The 20775-nt window shown below is 55.6% G+C and carries 18 protein-coding genes; 10 read left to right on the top strand and 8 right to left on the bottom strand.

Annotated features, from left to right (window positions below; translation table 11 throughout):
* Nucleotides 1-5 precede the first annotated feature (5 nt).
* Nucleotides 6-1292: a hypothetical protein gene (locus HK22_RS01395; RefSeq protein ID WP_086648073.1), complete on the bottom strand. Its 1287-nt coding sequence runs from the start codon at nucleotides 1290-1292 to the stop codon at nucleotides 6-8.
* A gap of 427 nt (nucleotides 1293-1719) precedes the next feature.
* Here HK22_RS01395 and HK22_RS01390 point away from each other — a divergent pair, with 427 nt between their 5' ends.
* Entirely contained in the window at nucleotides 1720-2784 is a 1065-nt protein-coding gene (locus HK22_RS01390) for a glycosyltransferase family 4 protein (protein WP_086648072.1), read from the top strand.
* Nucleotides 2785-2941: 157 nt separating this feature from the next.
* The gene (locus HK22_RS01385; RefSeq protein ID WP_086648071.1) at nucleotides 2942-4477 is read left to right on the top strand and encodes a lipopolysaccharide biosynthesis protein; all 1536 of its coding nucleotides are present in this window, start codon (nucleotides 2942-2944) and stop codon (nucleotides 4475-4477) included.
* Nucleotides 4478-4523: 46 nt separating this feature from the next.
* On the opposite strand, the gene HK22_RS01380 is transcribed toward HK22_RS01385, so the two are convergent.
* The 4 genes from HK22_RS01380 to HK22_RS01365 form a co-directional block, all read right to left on the bottom strand.
* Complete coding sequence (locus tag HK22_RS01380; protein WP_086648070.1) at nucleotides 4524-5591, bottom strand: tetratricopeptide repeat protein; 1068 nt, start codon at nucleotides 5589-5591, stop codon at nucleotides 4524-4526.
* Between the two features lie 31 nt (nucleotides 5592-5622).
* Nucleotides 5623-6171, bottom strand: a complete 549-nt coding sequence (locus HK22_RS01375; protein WP_158093526.1) for a phosphatase PAP2 family protein — start codon at nucleotides 6169-6171, stop codon at nucleotides 5623-5625.
* Between the two features lie 70 nt (nucleotides 6172-6241).
* Complete coding sequence (locus tag HK22_RS01370) at nucleotides 6242-7645, bottom strand: O-antigen ligase family protein (RefSeq protein ID WP_082790752.1); 1404 nt, start codon at nucleotides 7643-7645, stop codon at nucleotides 6242-6244.
* Between the two features lies 1 nt (nucleotide 7646).
* Nucleotides 7647-8795 carry a glycosyltransferase gene (locus tag HK22_RS01365; RefSeq protein WP_086648068.1) on the bottom strand — a complete coding sequence of 383 codons (1149 nt, stop codon included), beginning with the start codon at nucleotides 8793-8795 and terminating at the stop codon, nucleotides 7647-7649.
* Here HK22_RS01365 and HK22_RS01360 point away from each other — a divergent pair.
* Nucleotides 8794-8973 (top strand): hypothetical protein, encoded by a 180-nt coding sequence (locus HK22_RS01360; protein ID WP_062031013.1) that lies wholly within the window; start codon nucleotides 8794-8796, stop codon nucleotides 8971-8973. The genes HK22_RS01365 and HK22_RS01360 overlap by 2 nt on opposite strands.
* A gap of 51 nt (nucleotides 8974-9024) precedes the next feature.
* Here the strand turns inward: HK22_RS01360 and HK22_RS01355 are convergent, their stop codons facing one another.
* Complete coding sequence (locus HK22_RS01355; RefSeq protein ID WP_231865381.1) at nucleotides 9025-9615, bottom strand: polysaccharide biosynthesis/export family protein; 591 nt, start codon at nucleotides 9613-9615, stop codon at nucleotides 9025-9027.
* Between the two features lie 13 nt (nucleotides 9616-9628).
* Nucleotides 9629-11014 (bottom strand): outer membrane beta-barrel protein, encoded by a 1386-nt coding sequence (locus HK22_RS01350; protein WP_086648067.1) that lies wholly within the window; start codon nucleotides 11012-11014, stop codon nucleotides 9629-9631.
* A gap of 201 nt (nucleotides 11015-11215) precedes the next feature.
* On the opposite strand from HK22_RS01350, the gene wbaP reads away from it, so the two are divergent.
* The 7 genes from wbaP (at nucleotide 11216) to HK22_RS01315 (ending at nucleotide 19256) form a co-directional block, all read left to right on the top strand.
* Nucleotides 11216-12703, top strand: a complete 1488-nt coding sequence (wbaP, locus tag HK22_RS01345; protein ID WP_086648066.1) for an undecaprenyl-phosphate galactose phosphotransferase WbaP — start codon at nucleotides 11216-11218, stop codon at nucleotides 12701-12703.
* 16 nt (nucleotides 12704-12719) lie between these two features.
* Nucleotides 12720-14897, top strand: coding sequence for a polysaccharide biosynthesis tyrosine autokinase (locus HK22_RS01340; protein ID WP_062031004.1), 2178 nt, complete (start codon nucleotides 12720-12722; stop codon nucleotides 14895-14897).
* A 14-nt stretch (nucleotides 14898-14911) separates the two neighbouring features.
* Entirely contained in the window at nucleotides 14912-15994 is a 1083-nt protein-coding gene (locus HK22_RS01335; RefSeq protein ID WP_086648065.1) for a glycosyltransferase family 1 protein, read from the top strand.
* Complete coding sequence (locus HK22_RS01330) at nucleotides 15988-16359, top strand: hypothetical protein (protein WP_062031000.1); 372 nt, start codon at nucleotides 15988-15990, stop codon at nucleotides 16357-16359. The genes HK22_RS01335 and HK22_RS01330 overlap by 7 nt, the downstream gene beginning before the upstream one ends.
* Nucleotides 16360-16470: 111 nt before the next feature.
* A complete protein-coding gene (locus HK22_RS01325) occupies nucleotides 16471-17388 on the top strand; it encodes a glycosyltransferase family 2 protein (RefSeq protein WP_233142323.1) in 918 nt (305 codons plus the stop codon).
* Nucleotide 17389: 1 nt separating this feature from the next.
* Nucleotides 17390-18265: a glycosyltransferase family 2 protein gene (locus HK22_RS01320; RefSeq protein ID WP_062030997.1), complete on the top strand. Its 876-nt coding sequence runs from the start codon at nucleotides 17390-17392 to the stop codon at nucleotides 18263-18265.
* 34 nt (nucleotides 18266-18299) lie between these two features.
* Complete coding sequence (locus HK22_RS01315) at nucleotides 18300-19256, top strand: hypothetical protein (protein ID WP_086648063.1); 957 nt, start codon at nucleotides 18300-18302, stop codon at nucleotides 19254-19256.
* A gap of 47 nt (nucleotides 19257-19303) precedes the next feature.
* On the opposite strand, the gene HK22_RS01310 is transcribed toward HK22_RS01315, so the two are convergent.
* Entirely contained in the window at nucleotides 19304-20755 is a 1452-nt protein-coding gene (locus HK22_RS01310; RefSeq protein WP_198945458.1) for a phosphomannomutase, read from the bottom strand.
* Nucleotides 20756-20775: the final 20 nt, after the last annotated feature.

The raw sequence follows: 20775 nt of genomic DNA, 5'->3' as shown, positions 1-20775 counted from the left end.
AGCGATCAGCAGCCCCAGTGCGACGTGTTATGCGTCACAGACACCTGGGTGTGAGACGAAGACTGTCCCGACGACGAGAAGCAGCCACGCGAACCGCTGCTCTGCTGACCCCAGCTGGAAGAGCAGTTCCAGGCGCTGCCGGACTGGTAGGAGTTGCCACCGAACCAGTTGCTGCTGCCACAGCTGCTCGACTGCCAGCCCTTGCAGGAAGAGAAAGCATTGTTCCAGGCAGAGATGATCTGCTTCAGGGAAGAGGAGTAGTCGCAACCACCCGAACCAGAACCCCAGCCCCAGCCCCAGCCCCAGTTGGATCCGTGATCGCCACAACCGGAGGAGTTATGTCCGTCATGACCGCTCCAACCAGAGTGACCGCTGTTGCCGCTCGAGTTACCGTCATGATGACCCCAGTGACCGCCATGACCGCCACAGTTGCTGCCACCCGAGTTGCTGCTGTTCGCGGACGTATCGGAAATCAGGTAGTTGCCGCTCTTGTCCTGTGTGATCGCAAGCGTTCCGGGTGTATAGCCGGAAGCCATCGTGACGTTGCTCAGGGTCAGCGTGTGATTGTCGCTTTCCTGCACGACGAGGCTGTAGCTGCCGTCCGTGTTCTTGACGTACGATGCCGAAAGCGGCGTCTCGCCAGTGTTGGCCGTGATACCGAACTGGGTCTTGGCGGAAACACCAGAGAAGCTGGTATCAACCGTTGTATCCGTACCGTTGAGGAAGAACTGCTCGCTCGACTTGGAGTCAAATGCAACAGACACGCCCGTTGCCAGGAAACCCGTGTAAACGGAGCTGGTGCCGGAAAGCGTAATGTGCATCGAATTGGCAATGTTGACGCCGTCCGTCTGGCTGCCAAACGTCGAATTGACCAGATTGAGCGTACCCTCGCCGTTCAGACGATCCCCTGCCCCCATGAAAACATTGCTGCGGTTGTTTTCGATGGTCAGCGTGCCGTTCATGACGTTGATGTCGCCAAGCTGAACTGCAGAAGCCGTATCAATCACGATGGAACCGTACTGCCCGACCTGGAAAGAACTGGTCGAAAAGACGGGAGAGGTTTCGCTGGACTGGCAGGAAGACGCCGTAATGTCGAGCGTGCCGTAGTCACCGATGGTCAGGCTTGGTACGGCCGTGGAGCTTGCCGTGCTCGCCACGGCTTCAGCCGTCGCGGTGGAACTTGTACCGGAAATATTGACATCATGATATGTGGTCGGGGACGCACCCGTCGACCAGTTCTTGACATTATAAAAATCGCCGCTGGTGCCGCCAGTCCAATAAGTCGAAGCCATGTCAAATTACCCTATACTATTGGGAGTAGTCCCAACACATTCCAAATCAATCCAAGGGCACCGAACTATTGAGTTAGCGCACTTTTGAATCGAATAATGTGCACTCACTCGCACATACGAAAAATCTTTGCTCATTAATAAGACGTTAAAGCATTTTTTTATTTATCAGCCTCGCGATCGAAGCCAGAACAAGCCGCGCACATCCGCACTGCAAACAGCCCTCCCTCAGGAAAAGGGGCAGCAAAAAACATCGCGAAAAAATCCAGCGCAGATTCTTGGATGCAAGACTTCAGTCATTTTTGACACTCATACTCGAACGTTAAAATGTGGTTAATTTTATTTTGTGTTCGATTATTGTTAAATCTTTAAACGCCAATGAAAAATTATGTGATAAATGGGTGGAACATTATCATTTATTAGAACCCATATGCGCATCCTTCACCTTTCCAATCACTGCCGTTTTGCCAATGGCAACGTCCATGCCGCCGTTGACCTTGCCTGCGAACAGGCTGCCAAAGGGCATACTGTCGCGTTCGGCAGTTCTGGTGGGTACTTCGAGCCTCTCCTTCAGAAAAACGGAGTTGTTCTGATTGATGTGCCACAGGAAGCAATGACCGTTCCGAAGGGAATCAGAACGTTCTTCTCTTTATGGAAGGTCATCCGCGACTTCCGGCCGGATGTAATTCACGCCCACATGATGACCGGTGCGGTGCTCGCCAAACCCTGGACATGTCTTTTCGGGATTCCGCTTGTCACCACGGTTCACAACTCCTTTGACCGACATGCCATCCTCATGGGGCTTGGAGATCGGGTCATTGGGGTCAGTCGTGCTGTGTCAGAAGAGATGATCCGCCGTCACGTTCCCAGATCCCGTGTCCGGACCGTACTGAACGGCACGCGCAATGCCGTACGCCGTCAGGAATGGCCGAATCAGAACCTTGATCTTCCACGACCCAATCTGATTTCGGTAGGCGGACTGCACCCGCGCAAGGGAATCTCCACCCTGCTGGACGCATTTGAGATCATATGGCGCAGTCATCCTGAAGCCACATTGAATATCCTGGGCGAAGGCCCTTTCAGGGAACAGTACGAAAAGCAGGCCGCCGCTCTTGAAGGAGGCGCCAACATCATGTTCCGTGGCGCCTTACCGGATACGGGATCGTGGCTGAACGCATCGGATATCTTTGTCCTCCCATCCCTGCGCGAACCTTTTGGACTGGTGATCTGCGAAGCACGCGAGGCGGGCTGCGCCATCGTGGCAACGGATGTGGACGGCGTACCCGAGGTCTGCAGCGTTGGAAACGCTGGCCTGCTTGTGCCTCCGGAAGACGCACCGGCTCTTGCCGCAGCCGTACTGTCACTTCTTGATAATCCCGAACTCCTCGCGCAGCAGAAAGCAGCCTCGCTCCGCGACATAGAATTCTTCGACATCAGCCGCGTCTGTGACCAGACGATGGATGTCTACCGGGAGGTCATGAAAAAACGCAGATAATTCTGCTCAGACAGCCCTGCCTGACACAAAGCCGGGCACTGAGAGTTTTACGCTTCAGGGCATGGAACAAATGCCCTGAAAGAAATAAACCTGAACATGTTCTGGACTTGTGTCACTCATAGCCGGAGTGACTGCACTGAAGGGTTGACGTACTTTCGTGACTAATAGCCTCGAACCGGAAAATGCCCTGATCCCGGAGCAGGACACCTTTACCAATGTCGGCGCAAAAGCCGCACGCGGAGCGGCGTTTCTGGTCGGCGCCAAGCTGATGGGCCGGTTTCTGGATTTTGTGTCACTTGTTGTTCTGACACATCTCCTGCTGCCAGCCGATTTTGGCGTGGTCTCTCTGGCCATGTCCGTCATTTATCTGACAGAAGCCATTTTCGAACTTCCCCTGTCTCAGGCGCTCGTCGTTCTGGAAACCATAGACAGAGACCATCTGGACACGGCATTTACCCTGAGCTTTCTGCGCGGGTCCATCATCTGCGTTCTTGTCTTCGCCATTTCCCTGCCGTTTTCAATTTTATACCACGATTCCCGCCTGTTCCCGCTGCTGATGGCGCTTAGTCTGGCGCCCGCGCTTCGCGGAATGCAGAGTCCGGGTCTGGCACTCTATGCAAAACGTCTCGATTTTTCGCGTGAATGTATCATCGACTTCCTTGGAAAATTCGGCGCTCTGATCGTTGCCGTCTGTGTAGCGGTCACAACCCGCTCCTACTGGGCCGTTGCCGCCGCGACAATCACAAGTACCGCTTTTGGAATGATCGTTTCGTATGTGATCTCCCCATACAAACCGCATTTTACGCTATCGCGATGGAGCGATTTCAGAAACTTTCTTGGGTGGAGCAGCGGAGCCCAGATCGTCAGTGCCATCAACTGGCAGTATGATCGGCTCATTCTGGGACGTCTCGTCCCTCCGCAGACGCTGGGTGCATTTTCGATCGCGAGTGATCTGGTGGGAATTCCATCGCAGGCCATCATCGCGCCCCTCAGCCGCCCCCTGCTTTCAGCTCTTGTGGCCCGCCGGGACAATCTGGATCATTTCAGAAATCTCTACCAGTTGTCGAACGCTACGGTGTTCATGATCATTCTTCCCATCTTTATTGAGATGTCGGCCCTCTCGACCGAAATCGTCCACACGATTCTGGGACCAAAGTGGGAGAAGTCCATCACCTATATTTCCCTGCTCGCCATTCCACCAATTCTGGCGGGACTGGCAGAGGGCATTTCAGCCCTGGTCATGGCTTTCAAGAAAAACCACCTTTACATGCGTCTGAACTCGCTGGAATTCGCGTTCAAGATCCCGATCGTCACAGGCGCCGCCTATTTCTTCGGAGCGCTTGGTGCGTGCTGGGGACGCATCTGTATCGCGTTCCTCATGATGCTTGTCTATCTCTCAACCACCAAGAGCCTGATCAAGGTCTCCTACGGCCAAGTCTTTTTTCAAAACTGGCGGACCTGTCTGTCCGGTTTCCTGTCGTGGCTCAGTATAGAAAGCATCAAATGGTACCTGCTGCCGCCTTCATGGCCGGGTATTGTAAAGCTCTTTATTCTCGGCAGCGCTGGACTCATGGCTTATGTCCTCGCACTGCTCGCGCTCTGGTCTCTGACCGGCAAAAAACCTGGGTCCGTAGAAGCAAGGGTTGTCGGAATATGCATGTCGAAACTGAGGAGAAGCCGCGTCGCGCTTTAACGGGCGCGCCGTCTGCCCGACAGATATCGGGAACTTTCGGTTTTTCCTACGTGAGACTTTGCAGCAGTTTTTTCGCCGCAGCATTCCCACCCGATGCCGCAAATTCCAGAAGCTTCTTTGCTTCCGCCGGATCAGCGGCACATCCCATTCCATTATAGACCAACTGGGCGAGCGTTACCGCAGCCCCTGTATGTCCGGATTGTGCAGCCCTACGATACCAGGAATGGGCTTCAAGAAAATTGGGCGTAGTCCCGTCGCCCTGAAGGTTGATATCCCCGACCAATGCAGTCGCTTCAACCTCCCCACCCTGCGCGGCCTTGCGCAACCATGTCTCGGCTTTGGAAACATCGCGCTCCACGCCACGCCCCTGATAATAGGCAATCCCAACCTTCATCTGCGCGGCAGGACGACCGTCTTCAGCAGCTTTCATGAAATGCCCGAAAGCCTGCACATCCTTTCCGCCTTCATACTCCAGAACAGTCCCAAGGGTCAGCTCGGCATCCGCGAGGCCACCCTGCGCGGCCTTGCGGATATAGGATAGCCCCCGTTCGCGTTCCGTAGGATTTTTCGCGGCTCCGAGAAGATCGAGCCCATACCCATACAGCCCCTGCACGCTGCCAGCCTCGGCTGCCCTGCGATAAAGCTCCCGCCCTCTTTCAGGATCACGCAGATTGTCCGGCCCCTGCATCAGAAGATGAGCCATCATCGCCATACCGTCGGCATCTCCGCCATCAACGGACTTTTGCGCCCAGTACAGTGCGCCGTCATAGTCCGGCTCTCCCTGTTCAAGCATGCTATCAAAGACCGTCATACGGTTTTCCGAGGCTGGACCCAGTCCCATGTAACACAACTGGGCCAGTCTCTGACACGCTGGTGCATAACCCTGTTCTGCAGACTTCTGAAACCAGCGCAGGGCTTCTCCGGGATTGATGGGAACGTCTTTATCCGCCAGATAAAGCTCTCCCAGAGCGAACTGGCCCTCTGCGTTTCCTGACGTCCCCAAAGTATGGAGTTGCCTGAGCCCCTGCCTGACCTTTCCGTTCTCCAGAAGTTTTTTTGCGCCTTGCAGTCTTGCCTCGGGCCGGAGAAATAACGGAAAGCCGAGTTTACTCATGATACTTTTCCAGATTTCAATAATAACAGGATCAGGTTGCAGAAAGTGTTACAGGACAGTGCCTGAATGGCGCAACAAAGCGGTGCGAAAAATATTCGAGCCATGCTTCTGCCGGAGAACGTAAACCGTGCAGTGACAATGCCACAATCAGAGCCGCCACAAGCATCAATGCAACCGACCAGTCGGGCTGATACTTTTTTGAGAACGTCTGCATTTCCCGATATCGTGCAAGCGTTAGAAGCAGAACCCCCAGCAGTCCCCACGCACCTCCCACACACACCTCGGCAACGGAATGTACATGCAGCCAGACACGTGCAGCGCCGGCAAACAGCCCAATCCCCAGAGCCGCCATAAAGCCCGCGATCGGCAGCCGGCCAAACAGCACAGCCATGCTGCCATACACGAATGTTGTCCCTGCCGTATGACCGCTCGGACTGTAAAGACTCTGGCCCGGAATCCGGCCGCATGCCTCAAACCGCAGTTTAAGCAATAACATTCCGCCAAACACCAGAACCACAAGCGCCAGCCATTGAAGTAACATCTTTCGTCGTGCCTGCACGATCAGCAGAACGCCGCTCAAAGCCATCACAGGCCAGAGGATGTTTTCGTCTCCGAAGTCGCTGAAAAACCCGATGAGACTCATGAGGCCGTCAGGCACGCACCTGTTTTCCCGCTCGGGTCTGGAGACGGATCAATGCCGACACCAGCATGGCCAGCAGCACATAAAAATCCATCGTCCCCAGAACAGGTCCTGAAATGAGGGTTGCTACCGTTCGCCCGAGCAATGCAGTGAATGTCGCTTCGATCATCCAGGCATCGAGTGAGCGTTCCCCCGCCGCCCCCTTGATCGTGCGATATATCTTCAGAAACAGGCTTCCGTTCCAGACCACGAGCATCAGAACGCCCACGACGCCTATTGTCGCCAGAAAGCCCGGAAGAAGACTTGAAGAACGGTCACTTCCCCACCCGGTCCCAAGACCATAAGTGTCAAACGCAAGCTGATACGAGTCAGCGTCTTTCTGGGTACGTTCTTCGTAAGACGCCGACTGTTTCTTGTCCTGCGTCTCCAGCATAACCTCCGCCGCCGCCTTGATGACGTCAGGAGCAAAAGCCGCCAAAGCCAGCGTTGTCACGCCCATGCACAGTACCCCGCCCGCGATGAACATCATCAGACGTCGGAACAATCGCCTCTCACGACTTAAGATGGCGTAAACAATCAGCAACGCCAGCCCGATTATCATGGCGACATAGCCGGTTGTCGAGGTCGTCATCAGCAGACACAGGGTACACAGGAAAATCATTACCCGCGTCGCCCAGTTTCCATATCCCCGAAGGGCGCACCACACCGTTGAATACAGCGTCCCGATCAGAAAAGTCGCGCAGGCCGAAGGCTCGGTAAAGGTTGCATTGATGCGGGGCACCGGGCCGCTCATCTGCGTATCCAGAACGGCCCATCCAGGATTGGAATACAAAAGCTCTTTGGGAAATGGAATGCTCCCAACCAGACGGTGCGCCATCTCCCAGAAACCGACCACACATGCCAGAGCCGCGCCCACCAGATAGGCATTGTAAAGCCGCCGCGGATCAGCTTCGCGCCGGGTCAGGAAAAAAATGGTCATGACAAACATGACGAGGTCGAGAACGAGATAGCAATCCTGGGTCATGTTTCCACGCGTTGGCGCAAGCGGAACCCGGGTTGCCACGTCGTCAAGCTTCTGCGGCCAGACCAGCACAACCCCTTCAAACAGTCGGGGCAGGATAATAGAGCCGACCAGCGCCCAGGAGAACGCGATCAGCAGCGGTGTACAAAATTTGAGAACCCGGCCAGCCGCCGGAAACTTGACCCCCAGCATCAGCTGAAGGCCCATGAACGCAATAAACAACATGCCGGGAGCCATGGCCGGCTGTAGACCAAGCCCCCCCATTACCAGAACCGCCGCCGCCTGAAGAACGCCCCCTATGAGGGTCAGCTCCAGCAGGCGCTGCGGATCCTTCCTGAAAAAGAAAAGGAAGCTGAGGGGCCAGAAAATCAGCCCCATCGCGGTCAGAGGCATGTCAGACCCTGTCGTTCGACCGGGATGGCATGAACTCCCGCCATTGCTGCGCGACAAAAGACGTAAAGCGCGAACGGAACAGGTCTTCCGAAAAGCGCAGCGCATTCTGATGGCACAGCTCGGGCGTCATATCCTTTTCATGCTCCTCGAATTCCTGCACAGCCGCAATAATGCTTTCCGCGCTCTGAGTGTCAAAAAGAAGACCCGTCACCCCTGGCTGGACAATATCACACGCCCCGCCGCGCCCATAAGCGATGAGCGGCGTTCCCGCGGCTTGGGCCTCAACCAGCGAGATGCCGAAATCCTCCTCACCCGCATAGACAAAAGCTCTGGCCGTACCGAGCGTGGACTGGAGTTCGGCATCAGAGACATGCCCCTTGATCGCAATATTCGGAGCCCCTCCGGCTTTTTCCCGAACAAGCTCCAGATCCGTTCCACCTCCAATGACAATCAGCTTTCTGTCAGGCATTTTCCGAAATGCTTCGACCACCAGATCAATCCGTTTATAGGGCACCAGTCGCGAAACCACGACGTAATGGTCCTTCTTCGCCTGCGTCACGGAAAAGCGCTCCAGATTGACGGGGGGTGCAATAACCGCTGCCTCCCGCCGCCATGTTTTGCGGATCCGGCGGGCAATGTAGTTGGAATTGGCGATGAACGCGTCCACTCCAGCCGCAGCCCGGACGTCCCAGTTCCTCAGACGATGGAAAAGCCAGCGAATGTAGAGCCCACGCAAGCCGCGATGCAGCCCGCTCTGGCGCAGATAGGTGTTCTGGAAATCCCACGCATAGCGCATCGGGGAATGTACATAGGACACGTGCAACTGATCGGGGCCCGTAATGACGCCCTTTGCCACCGCATGATGACTGGAGATGACGATATCGAATCCACTGAGATCCCACTGCTCCACGGCAAGCGGCATCAAACCAAGATAATGCCTGAAAAGTCTGCGTGCGAAGGGCAGTTTCTGAATGAATGACGTCTGGATTTCACGGCCACCGAGCCGCGCACGGTCTTTTGGAGACAAAAAATCCACCACGGCGAAGATTTTTGCATCCGGGTAACACTTAATTAATTGCTCGATGACAAGCTCGGAGCCGGCCCAGTTTTCAAGCCATTCATGTACGATCGCAACTCGGGTGGATTCCATGTCTCTTTTTTCTCATTCTGCTGCCATCGAACGCCAGTCAATGACAGGTGCCTGCACTCATTCAACGAAACCCGCGTCGGTGGAAGATACATCGCCCATCGCTGGCAGCGGAATTGGACTTGCGGCGTTTCTGGGAACATTCATCTGGATCGCTGGCGGTTACTGGCTCTTTTCCTGAGCTGTTGCCACTGAAGACTAACAGCCCAGTAAAAGAATCAGGCCTGCGGCATCAGAAATGCCGTTCATACACCTTGATGACATCCCCCGGCTTGACGAAATTCTGGGGATAAAGCAGCCCAGCGACCGTATATCCACCCTCCTGGCGGATGGTATACGCGTATCTCTCCCAAGACCTGTATGTGAACCCACCGGCCGCAGCAACGGCTGAAAGCATCGTCATACCCGGCTGATAGGCATACTGTCCCGGATGTTCGACTTCACCAATTATCGAAATCAAACGGTAAGCCGTAACCTGAACCGCGATCTTCGCATCCCGGAGAATGGCTTTTTTCCGCAGATCTTCCGTAACCTGCTGACCAAGCTGCTCGGTCGTCAGGCCGGACGCATGGACACTCCCAAGTAATGGGATGTCAATGTTGCCTGCACTGTCGATTCGGAAATCAGAGGTCAGCTGATCCTGCCCATAGGTTATCAGGCGCACCTCGTCATCGGTCCCGAGACGGTACTGCACTGGATCGTAGACAGGAACCGGCGAAAGTCCGCCACCTGGACTACAGGCTGCCAGAGCAAGACCCGATATGGGGAAAAGGATATATTTCCGCAGGTTCTGCAACAGCGGCATCCGGGAGATTTCTGTCATGATGAGAACTTTATCATAATTGATATTTCACGCTTATCATAGCCATATCGATGCTGTATCGGCTGCTTCCCGAAGCATTGGCATTTCGATAGACATTAGACGCCTCAAGAGACAAATGCTGGTTCAATGCCCAGTTCACCCCAACGCTGAAATTGGCGTTCAACTGTGATGTCATTGTCTGATCCAGCGGAGTATTCTGGAAAATTGCAGGGGTTTGCCCTGCCCCACCCTGCTGAATCTGAAATCCGGCATGCAACACGATATTCCGGGAGTAGACATGACGGATATCAAGGGCGGCAGTTGTATAAATAAAACCAATGACGCTCTCAAACGCACTGTCCGCAATTCCGCGCGATACGGTCAGGGAAACCCGTGTCATGCGCGTGGGGGTCCATGTGCCGCGAAGCTCTGCATAAAACGTATCAATGGTTTTGTAAGCGGCAACATTATAGGAGCGATTCTGATACCCCCCCAGTACACGGATACTGAAAGGGCCCGGCATTTCATAATCATAGCCCACCAGGGCCGAAAAGCCGTTGGAATCCCGCGAAGGAAGATGAAACCGGTTATTGGAATACCGGATCTCAACACCCTGCGTGATCATCAGCAGGTCGCTCCCCTCTGCGAGACTGTAACGCAGCCCAAGACCTTCGGAGAACAGCAACCGGTTGCGATAGGACTGCTGCAGATAGATATTATCGCCCCCAAGATCCGTGAAAAGGAAACGCTTCAGATCAAAACTCGGAATGACCGAAAGCCTGCCATGGGTCTCGATCGTGTCATCCAGACTCAGATCTTCCATAAAGTATGGAATGGGCCGATTGACGGCAAACGCCCCCAGGTCGGAGGGCATCTGCGTCATTTTCTCATGGCTGAAACGATATGAGACGCGATGACGGCCAATCTTCTCATACCCACGCAGAAATGCGGTCCAGTTTGTCTGGTTTTGCAGTTCCCGTTCAGGATAATACTGCTGGCTAACCGTAGCCCCTATATTCAGGAGCCTCCGATTTTGGGTCAGTAATCCTTCAAGGTTGGCATTGGTAATACTGGCCGCACTTGGAACTCCGCCCATCATCTGGTCGGCGTTGTTGGTATAACCCCACCCTTCGGACGCTCCCCCATTAATCGCCCAAGGTCCATATCTGAGACCCTGTGCGCCATAACGATGGTCCGTATCGGACTGGAACGCATCAACAGAGAGCCCATCTTCGGCGCTTCCCAGGGCAGAAAGATTCTGTGTCACGACCTGCGCATGCGCTACCCCACCCAGAAACAGGGAAAGCGGCGACGCAATCCCTATTTCAAGCGCGAAAAGAAGGCGCAGACGAGTTTTTTCACGACACACGAACATAAGACCTCTTCTAGCAGAAAAAGATCCATCCAGAAACGCTTCCATTGCACCAATAGCGACCGAGGAAGGCTCTATACGCTATGACGATTTATTAACCGTTAATATTGTAGACGCACATGCGGTTTTGTGTCTATAAAAAGCCTTAATTACCGCAAGATCGTTATTTTCGTACCCCGTTCGTCCGGAGACCAATTGGGAACACCGCTGCTATCGCATCCGGTAGCGTTTTTGGAATGCAGAGAGCCGATGAGCCTATTTCCTTCTTCTTTTCCGCAAGACGCTCTCGAAGCCCTCCCGAACGGCGGAGCGCTAACTGCGCCCAATGGCGTTCGTTCCCGGCTGACGTCGGATCGCTCGTCAAGAATTTTTTCCGTCTTTTTTGTGAGTGACGTGATTGCTCTGTGTGTCTCCGTGCTGCTTGGCAGCTGGGTCGCCTCGGTTCTGCACAACATGTCCTCTGGTTTCCCCCTGTTTCTGGATGCCGGCACCAACGCAACGCACACGATGGGTTCTCTCATGCCCATCTGCCTCGGCGTTCTTCTTTATATGTTCGCCAGCGGCGAATACCGCATCCGGTTTCCGTTCTGGAGTGAATTCGGCCGCCTGATCACAGCCGCTTTCTGCGCCTTGCTGGCCACGGGTTTCTGGGCCTTTGCCTTTCAGATTTCCGGTCCGCGCTCCGCGCTGCTTCTGCCCTGGATCATCTTTCCTTTCCTTGGCGAATTCATGAGGCAGTGTGGGCGACACATCCTCCATGCGCTCCGGCTGTGGCAAATTCCTACAATCCTGATCGGAAGCTCGGCGGAAACTGCTCAGGTGCGTCACGTCCTGGCCAGTGAAACACTCTCCAGCTACGAAATCATAGGCTCCATCAGCCCCGAGGCAGCAATCGGATCTCTTCTGGTCACTGAAAACGCGACCGCATCTTCGAGATTCCAGTTCCTGCTTTGCCTCGACCCGACCGATACATGCTCACGCGACATCATCGAATGGCTGACGCGTCGTCGTGTTCCTTTCGCGCTGATCCCGCAAATCTCAGGAATGCCCACGCACGGTCTGACGCAGTCCTCCTATTTCAGCCACGACACCATCATTCTGTCCTATAAAAGCAATCTGGAAAATCCACTCCAGCGCAGGCTTAAATTCACCTTTGATTTCCTGGCAGCCCTGCTCCTGCTCCTTCTTGTCCTGCCAGTCTATGTCATCCTGTATATTATGATTGCCCTTGACGGTGGTCAGCCGATCTATGGTCATCGGCGCATTGGTCAGAACGGACGTGAGTTCAAGTGCCTGAAATTCCGTTCCATGGCGAAAAACTCCGATGAACTGCTAAAACGTCTTCTGGAAACCGATTCCCTGGCAGCGGCCGAATGGCAGGAGACCCAGAAACTCCGCAACGACCCCAGAATTACCCGTGTCGGCCACTTCATCCGCAAAACGAGCCTTGATGAACTGCCGCAGCTCATCAACGTTCTGCGGGGCGACATGAGCCTGGTCGGGCCCCGTCCGATCGTCCAGGCGGAAGTCCGGCATTACGGTGAAAATTTCGATTACTATCAGGCCATCCGCCCCGGAATTACCGGACTATGGCAGGTCAGCGGCAGAAGTGACACCGGCTATGCGGAACGTGTCCAGCTTGATCGGTGGTACGTGCGCAACTGGACTTTGTGGCACGATATCGCAATTCTTGCGAAAACCCTTCCCGCCGTTTTCCTGAGACGCGGCGCACGGTGAGCAGGACACATCACTCATGAGCCAGATTTCCGGTGCAATGCCCCCACAGCAGTTCTCTCCAATGGACATTGGTCCTGCCCCAGAGCAGGAATTTGCCGGTTTCGGTCGGATTTTCTCCATTCTGCGCCAGCACCGGCTTCTGATGTGTGCTGTTACAGGCGGCACGTTCCTTCTTGGAGCGGCCGCCATTACGACGCTCAAACCCTACTACGAATCCAACGCCGAAATTGCGATCGGTGCACGGGGTATGATTTCTCCCTCGGAACTCAGCCCTTACGCTGACCGCGCTCTGGATCTGGTCGCGCTCAATACCCAGATTGATATTCTCAAAAGCCCTATCATTGCCCTGATGGTGACGCAGCGACTGCACCTCGCGGACAGTCCTGAATACATAAAGGCTCTGAGCCCATCCTTTGTGTCACAACTTAAAAAGAAGTTCGGTCTTCAAAAGGACGGTCCTCCCCTCACGCAGCAACAGCGTAACGAGCTCGTTTCCAATCTGCTTATGGGAAAAGTCCACATCAGCAATGATGGGCGCTCCGCAATCATTGGAATTACTGCACGTTCCGCAGGTCCTGATCTGGCACCTGCCATCGCCAATGGTTACGTCAAAGCCTATCTGGATTTTGAGCAGCAGGCCAAGATTCAGGCCGCACGAAATGCAAGCGTTCTTCTGGAAGAGCAGATTGCTCCTTTGCGGCAGAGGTCAATCCAGGCCGAACAGGAACTCTCGCGTTACAGGCAGGAGCATAATCTCTATCTGCTGGGCGATGATTCGGGCGGCGATTCCGGGCGGACAGCCCGTATTGCGTTGCCCGCAACGCCCAATGACCTTCATCTGACGCAGATGAATCATGAGCTCGGCGAAGCAGAAGCCGATCTGGCAAGCAAGCAGGCCATTTACAATGAGGCTGCGTCCAGCGGCAACGTTGGAACCATTACCGCAATCACAGCCTCTCCGCTCATCCAGAGCCTCAGACTTCAGCAGACCCAGATCAACGCCCGCATTTCGACGCTTGCTTCCACGGCGCTCGAGCAAAATCCGGAGCTGGTCGCAGCCCGCGCGCAAGCTGCGCGCATTGATGCCCAGATTGCAACGGAAAGCCAGAAGCTGCTGCAGAATCTGCGTTACGAAGCGGATGCCGCCCAGCAGCGCGTCAATGCCCTGAAGGAGCGTACCAACGCCCTGCAGATGAATGTCACGGAAGAAGAACACGCCGACATCCGGCTACGGCAGCTCGTTGGGGAAGCAACTGCAGCACAGACCCTGTACCGGGACTACCTTTCGCGTCTTGGACAGGTCTCAGCCGAAACCACCATACAGCAGGCCGAAGCCCGCCTCATCACACCGGCGAACCAGCCTCTGGGTCCGGCCGGGCCGCCCAAGAAACAGTACGGCGTGCTTCTCTTTCTGATTTCGCTGGGTCTGGGCGCAGGCGCGGCCCTGCTGCGCGACCGGTCCCGCAGCAGTCTGCGGACTCTGGCCGAGCTGGAGCAGCAGACACGGCTGTTCGGGCTTGGCGCACTCCCGCGTTTCCGGGGCTCTCTGCGGGAACAGCTGACATCCGGCGACTCTCTGTATGGTCGGATGCTCAATTCCATGCGGGCCATCCTGACCTTCGGCAACCCCTCGATCCGTACAAAAATCACGGTCATCACCTCCGCGGAAAACAACGAGGGCAAAACCACGCTCGCCATTTCACTGGCGGCCAGCATCGGAGCGCTCGGCAAACGCGCGCTCCTGATCGACTGCGATGCTCACCGACCCAGCGTTTTGCTGGCTCTGGACCTCAAGGCGCATGAAGACGGCTTCGTTCACGACGCGCTTCCAGGACTAGATATTTTCGTCGCCAGCCAGACAGGAGAACCCGGCGTCCTGAATTTTGGAGCTCTCGGAGAGTTTCTGGCGAAGCACCGTGACGAATACGATCAGATCATTATCGACACGCCTCCCATTCTGAGCTTTCCCGAAGCAGGCGTTCTTGCGTCTTTTGCTGAAGGCGTCATCATCGCCGTAAAATGGCACCATACCTCTGCAAGTGCTGTTATCGAGACACAGAGAATTTTGCGGACACACCACGCAAACTGTCTGGGGGCGGTCCTGACATTCGTTGATATCGAAAATCTGCGCCCGGAAGAAAGCCTTCGTATGGGTGATTACTCCCACTACCGCAAACTCGTCTCTTCCTCGTAATGGCTGTTTCTCCAATGAGCAAAATTTTCCTTAACGGACGCTTTTCCGTCCAGTCGCTCAGTGGCGTGCAGCGTTTTGCAACGGAAATTACGCGTGCACTTTCGGAAATCTGGCCCGCGGATCTGCCACGCCTCGAACTCCTGACACCCCGGATAGACCCGGCAGTTTCTATCGACCTGGGTTTTACTGCGCGGTCCTGTGGCCGCTTTCAGGGACAGATCTGGGAACAGATTGATCTCCCCAAAGCGGCAGCGTCAGGGTTGCTCGTCAATCTGGGCAATACCGCTCCTCTTCACCTGTCATCACGGCATAGCCGGCAGCTGGTTGTCATTCATGATGCTGGCGTCTTCTCCACGCCACAGTCGTACTCACGCCAGTTTCGTGCGTATTACAAGGTTTTGCATCGCCTGCTGGCCTTGGGCAAAACACGCATCGTGACGGTCTCGGACTTCTCCAGAAACGACATTGCCCGTCACTTGAAGATCGACCCTGCACGCATCAGCGTTATCACTGAAGGCGCGGATCATGCCACGCGCATTGCGGCAGATAGGACGATTTTAAAGACCCATGGTCTGGAGAGCAGGAAATACGTTCTGGCTGTCGGCAACAAGGCACCCCACAAGGATTTTGCAGCGCTCGATCATCTGGCAGCAACACTCGCTCAACGCGGGATCAGGCTCGTGATCAGTGGTGGAATGAACGGACGGGTTTTCAGCGCAGGCGCCCCTGACCTGCAGCATGCGACCTATGTCGGCAGGGTTACGGATGCGGAACTGCACGCGCTCTACAGTGAAGCCGCCTGTTTTGTTTTTCCGTCCATCTATGAAGGTTTCGGCCTCCCGCCTGTAGAAGCGATGGAAGCCGGCTGTCCGGTCGTTGCCCGCGACATTCCCGTACTGCGTGAAATCTGCGGTCAGGCTGCTCTCTTCGGCCGAGACCCTTCCGATCTTACCGCGTGCGTCATCGAACTGCTTGATCATCCGGATCGTGCCGCTGATCTCCGTCGCGTAGGCTATGAACAGGTTCAGAAATACCGCTGGACCATCGCTGCAAAGCAGTTGCTGGACATCATGCGGGAGGAATTTGTCAAATGCTGACACCCTCCCGCCTTGTAGCGATGATGGTTGCCGCAGCCATCGTCATGCCTGCCTGTGCACAGGACGCGACTACAGGTCTTCCTTCCAGAAAGCTGGTTTTGTGGTGCACCGTCTCTGATGGTGGCTCGAAGCGTCTTTTTGCTTCCGACCCGGTTCCCACATCTGACCTCAGTCACATGGCGCTATGGAACGCCAACAGCCGTTTCATAACGATCGTCAACAGCCGCTATAATCTGACAATCCGCAACAACGATCATGCATGTGCCATTTACCCCGACATGGCACATGCCACAAAAACCCGCGATGCACTCATTTCCCTCGCACAACAGCGTGGCAGCCATATTGTAACCGTCGGATCGAACTAATTCATGACCCCCGATACAGCCCGGATGCCCTCGGCAGGTGTCTCCCATCCAGAAAATTCATCTGAGCAAAACAGAAATCTGCCGCCGACATTAACGAAAACTGGAGAGTCTGTGCCTTTAACAAAAGACATGCAGGTTGTCGTAGGCATTGCTACCAGTGGCCGTCCTGCCATTCTCGCCGAACTCGTGCGTCAACTGACCCATCAAACGGTCAGACCGACCAGGATCATCATCAGCTACGCCAAACCGGAGGATATTGCAGCTATTCCCCAGACGCTCCGGGAAATGGCTTCGGTCGAATTCGTCACCGGCCATATGGGCCTTCCTGCCCAGCGGAATGTCATTCTCGACCGTCTCGATGACGAAGATATCGTCCTGTTCTTCGATGATGATTTCTTCCCTCACCCCACCTATATCGCCCGGATTATCGAAGCCTTTCACGACAACCCCAATATTCTGGGCGTTACAGGCAACGTTCTGGCCGATGGCGCCAAAGGACCTGGTCTGTCAATTGAAGAGGCGGACCGTCTGAACACGAATGCTGGCACGTCATCGGTTTCGAAAGTCGAGGATGCCCCCAACACCTATGGCTGCAACATGGCGTTCCGCTGTGCCGCCGTAAAACGCCTCGGTGCACGCTTTGACGAAAGGCTGCCTCTTTACGCCTGGTATGAAGACATAGATTTTTCCCGCTCTCTTCTGCCTCACGGCAGAATCGTCAAGGCTCACGGCGCACAGGGCGTGCATCTGGGGAACAAGACGGGCAAAGGATCCGGCCTTCGACTGGGTTATTCGCAGATTATCAATTGTATCTATCTGGCCCGGAAGGGAACCTATCCCTGGTCTCACGCTGTGAAAAGCGCAGGGCGACACCTCGTCATCAACGCTTTGAAATCACTGAGACCCGAGCCTTATATAGATCGCAAAGGACGTCTGTTCGGAAATCTGATCGGACTTGGCGACCTGTTGAAAAACCGTATTACGCCCGAACGGGCTGCCACACTCCATTCCAAGAAAAAGGCTTCCTGAGATGCGCTTTTCACTCGTCGTTCCGACTGTAGCCCGTCTGGCAGAAGTCGAGGCCTTCATGCAGGGTCTGGAAAAGCAGACATTCAAGGATTTCGAGGTCATTCTTGTCGACCAGAGCGGATCAGACATCTATGACGATCTCGTCGCGCGATACAGCGCCAAATGGCCCTTCAAGCATCTGCGCCCGGAGGTCAACGGACTGCGTTACGCCCGCAACTTTGGGGCGAGTGTCGCGGTAGGCGATATCATATCGTTTCCGGATGATGACTGCATCTATGAGCCCGACACGCTGCAACGGGTGAACGACTATTTCCGCAAAACGGGCGATACCGGCTTCATTACCGGTGCCGTGCTCAATCTGAACGGTGCACCGACAGCCATGGGGCGCTGGTTGACCAGCAGCCAGGTCCTGAACTCGCACAGCGTCTGGACGGGCCTGATCGAATTCAACTTTTTCATGCCGCGCAAGATGTTTGAAAAAATACATGGGTTCGATGAGGATCTGGGGATCGGAGCCCCCTATGGTTCAGCCGAAGGCCCTGACCTTGCCCTGCGTCTGATGGCAGCAGGGGCTCAAGGATATCATGATCGTGCGCTGCTGGTGCGTCACATGGACAAGCCAGCCAGTCTCAACACGGCCCGCGCCTTCGACTACGGCAAGGGACTGGGATATGTCCTGCGCAAGAACCACGCTACCCTCAAGACAGTCCTGACATTCTTTATCCGCCCCTTCGGCGGCGTCTGTCTGAGCCTTCTGCGCAGGCAATCCAACAAGGCGGCCTATTATTCCAAGATGCTGCAAGGGCGGCTTTCGGGCTATTTCTGCCGCGAAGCCGCTGAGGTCGCCCGACACAACACGGGAAAAGCTCTGTCCTGACAGACAGCTTTTCACAGATGGGAAAACGCACTCCATGACTGGTCATCTCCTGAAAGTTCTCGCGATTGCCGGCATGAGTGCGCTGGCGCTTCCCACAGCCGCGCATGCGAACGATCCCGCTGCAATGCTGGCAGCCTGCCCGTCATGGCCGACCCTGTGCCGGGTCGATCTGAAAGGGAAGGTCTACAAAATTCGGGAAACCCTGCACCTCAATCCGCTCACGACGACACTCACCAATGGCACACTGGACGCTTCCGGTCTCCCCGATGGAAAGCCTGCGATCATCATCTCGTCAGACGGTAAAGGGCAGCCTGAAAGTTACGATACGGCCGCCAACAGCATTGATCATCTTATCCTGACCGGCCAGCCCAAGGCGGACGGGATCGTTTTCGACAATGAAGACGACGACAATATCCGTGCGGCCGCAATTACTCTGGAGAACATCTCCATTTCAAATTTCCGGCGTGGGCTGACGTTCGGAAACCATTCCTATGGCTTTGGCCTCTCCCATGTCCAGATCCATAACAATGGGACAGGGATTTATACCATTCCCAATCCGGTGGATGCTGGAGAGCGCATTGCCCTGATCGACGTCGGCGTTTTCAACAACACGCTTGGCGTGGACGATCAAGGCGGCATGGAACTGGACTGGTTCTCGTCGCATCTGGATTACAATGCAACAACCGCATTCATTTCGGGTCCGTGGACGTTTGACGGGCATATAGAAATTGCCCCTCCGCACACTCCTCCAATCCAGCTGCATGCGCTGGTCGGCAAACCGGCGGGCTCTCTTTACATCACAACCGGCTCGATCATTCTCGTCAGCCAGTCCGGCGGCCAGGCCAGCAGCGACTACTGGGTGCAGAGCGACAGTTCCTATAGCGCCATCCAGTTCCCGGCCCAGACTTATGGCGTCCGCGGAAAAATCGGTATCATGAACGGCCCCGCTGCCGTTTACGGCCCTGCCCTTCCGGCCTTCAACCCCCACTGATCAGGCAAAGCTCACCGAGGAGCCAAGCCTGATCGCAGACTGGTCGTCTATGCCATCCAGCGACGGACAGCCTCGAGCCCCAGTGTCAGAAGTTCCTCGGCCCGTTCGGGCGTCGCCGATTCAACATACACCCGCAGTTCCGGGGCATTGCCGGATGGCCGCAGGTGGATGATATCGCCACGTTCGAACGTCATGCGGATACCGTCCGTCTCATCGACGGTTGCAACAGGTCCGCAGGCGTCCACAAACCCCAGGGTCCCGCTCACAGCCGGAACGTCGTCACGCAGGATGGCCAGCCGGGCCTTGCTCTGCTCTGTCGGAACGTCTTTCAGACGATCGCTCACGGTGAAGCGCGGCGGAAGTGTTTCAAGAAGTTCCGCAAGCCCGTTCTGCCCGCTTCTGGCCGAAACCAGCGCACAGAGCATGGGCAGGACGGCATCGCGCGTCGGTAATGCCACGAGACGTCGGCCGTCATGCTCGATATCGCTGGCAAGCAGAAAGCCCCCATTGGCTTCGTAGCCAACAGACGGAACATTTCCCTTTTCCACAGCATCCGTCATGCCTGACACGACGAATGGCGAGCCAATACGCGTTCTTTGAACGAAGGGCGCAACGCCGGATGCTTCCAGCGCCGTATTGCTGCTGACGGGCGTTGTGACGGAGACGGCGCCAAGCTTGCGGGCCGCGAGAATACCCAGCACATCACCCCGCAGCCAGCGGCCATTCTGATCCGCCAGAAGAGGGCGATCGGAATCACCATCTGTCGTCAGGATCGCATCAAACTGCCCCGTCTGCGCCCAGTCCCGCGCAAGGACGACATCTTCGGGGCGCACGGCCTCCGTATCGACCGAAACGAACACGTCGGAGCGTCCCAGAGGATGGGCTTCACCCCCAAGGGCTTCGACGACGGACACCAGAACGTCACGCCCCACTGCAGAATGCTGATAAATTCCAAGCTTCAGGCCCGAAAGCGCTGTCGGGCCGAAGAAATCGACATATCTGGCTACATATTCCCTCAGGACATCAGTCAGTGGCGGGACTGCGACGTCAATTTTCAGGGCGCCCTGCTCATCAAACCAGCCTTCCGGAAGTGTGACGTCCTCATGCCGCATGGCAGCTTCGTCGCTCTTGAGAAACTCGCCCCGGGCGCGATTGAACTTGATGCCGTTCCGGTCGTCCGGAATATGGCTTCCCGTCACCATGAGGGACGGAATACCCCTGCCAAACGCATAGAGGCTCAGAGCAGGCGTCGGCACAAAGCCGCAGTTTACCGGCTGGCCTTCCATCCAGAGAATGGCAGCCGCACAGGCGCGCAAAATGCGCGGCGTACTCGGCCGAAGGTCTCCGGCGATGGCGACGGATGTTCCGGGAGCAAACTCGCCCAGCGTCTGTAAATGTTTGAGATAGCCGACGGTATACGCAAAACAGACAGCATCCGTCATGGACGTCACAAGCCCACGCGCGCCGCTCGTTCCAAACGCAACGCCTGATTCCACCATCCAGTCAGCTATTTTCATAT

This window comes from Gluconobacter sp. DsW_056 (assembly GCF_002153595.1).
GTDB lineage: Bacteria > Pseudomonadota > Alphaproteobacteria > Acetobacterales > Acetobacteraceae > Gluconobacter > Gluconobacter albidus.
The sequence above is the reverse complement of the archived record's forward strand: the minus strand, read 5'-3'. Positions and strand labels throughout refer to the sequence as shown.

What these genes read in the sequence shown, in the direction of transcription:
- HK22_RS01395 (WP_086648073.1), bottom strand. Translation starts at nt 1,292, where the DNA reads ATGGCTTCGACTTATTGGACTGGCGGCACCAGCGGCGATTTTTATAAT.
- HK22_RS01390 (WP_086648072.1), top strand. Translation starts at nt 1,720, where the DNA reads ATGCGCATCCTTCACCTTTCCAATCACTGCCGTTTTGCCAATGGCAAC.
- HK22_RS01380 (WP_086648070.1), bottom strand. Translation starts at nt 5,591, where the DNA reads ATGAGTAAACTCGGCTTTCCGTTATTTCTCCGGCCCGAGGCAAGACTG.
- HK22_RS01370 (WP_082790752.1), bottom strand. Translation starts at nt 7,645, where the DNA reads ATGCCTCTGACCGCGATGGGGCTGATTTTCTGGCCCCTCAGCTTCCTT.
- HK22_RS01360 (WP_062031013.1), top strand. Translation starts at nt 8,794, where the DNA reads ATGTCTCTTTTTTCTCATTCTGCTGCCATCGAACGCCAGTCAATGACA.
- HK22_RS01365 (WP_086648068.1), bottom strand. Translation starts at nt 8,795, where the DNA reads ATGGAATCCACCCGAGTTGCGATCGTACATGAATGGCTTGAAAACTGG.
- HK22_RS01355 (WP_231865381.1), bottom strand. Translation starts at nt 9,615, where the DNA reads ATGACAGAAATCTCCCGGATGCCGCTGTTGCAGAACCTGCGGAAATAT.
- HK22_RS01350 (WP_086648067.1), bottom strand. Translation starts at nt 11,014, where the DNA reads ATGGAAGCGTTTCTGGATGGATCTTTTTCTGCTAGAAGAGGTCTTATG.
- wbaP (WP_086648066.1), top strand. Translation starts at nt 11,216, where the DNA reads ATGAGCCTATTTCCTTCTTCTTTTCCGCAAGACGCTCTCGAAGCCCTC.
- HK22_RS01340 (WP_062031004.1), top strand. Translation starts at nt 12,720, where the DNA reads ATGAGCCAGATTTCCGGTGCAATGCCCCCACAGCAGTTCTCTCCAATG.
- HK22_RS01335 (WP_086648065.1), top strand. Translation starts at nt 14,912, where the DNA reads ATGAGCAAAATTTTCCTTAACGGACGCTTTTCCGTCCAGTCGCTCAGT.
- HK22_RS01330 (WP_062031000.1), top strand. Translation starts at nt 15,988, where the DNA reads ATGCTGACACCCTCCCGCCTTGTAGCGATGATGGTTGCCGCAGCCATC.
- HK22_RS01320 (WP_062030997.1), top strand. Translation starts at nt 17,390, where the DNA reads ATGCGCTTTTCACTCGTCGTTCCGACTGTAGCCCGTCTGGCAGAAGTC.
- HK22_RS01315 (WP_086648063.1), top strand. Translation starts at nt 18,300, where the DNA reads ATGACTGGTCATCTCCTGAAAGTTCTCGCGATTGCCGGCATGAGTGCG.
- HK22_RS01310 (WP_198945458.1), bottom strand. Translation starts at nt 20,755, where the DNA reads ATGGTGGAATCAGGCGTTGCGTTTGGAACGAGCGGCGCGCGTGGGCTT.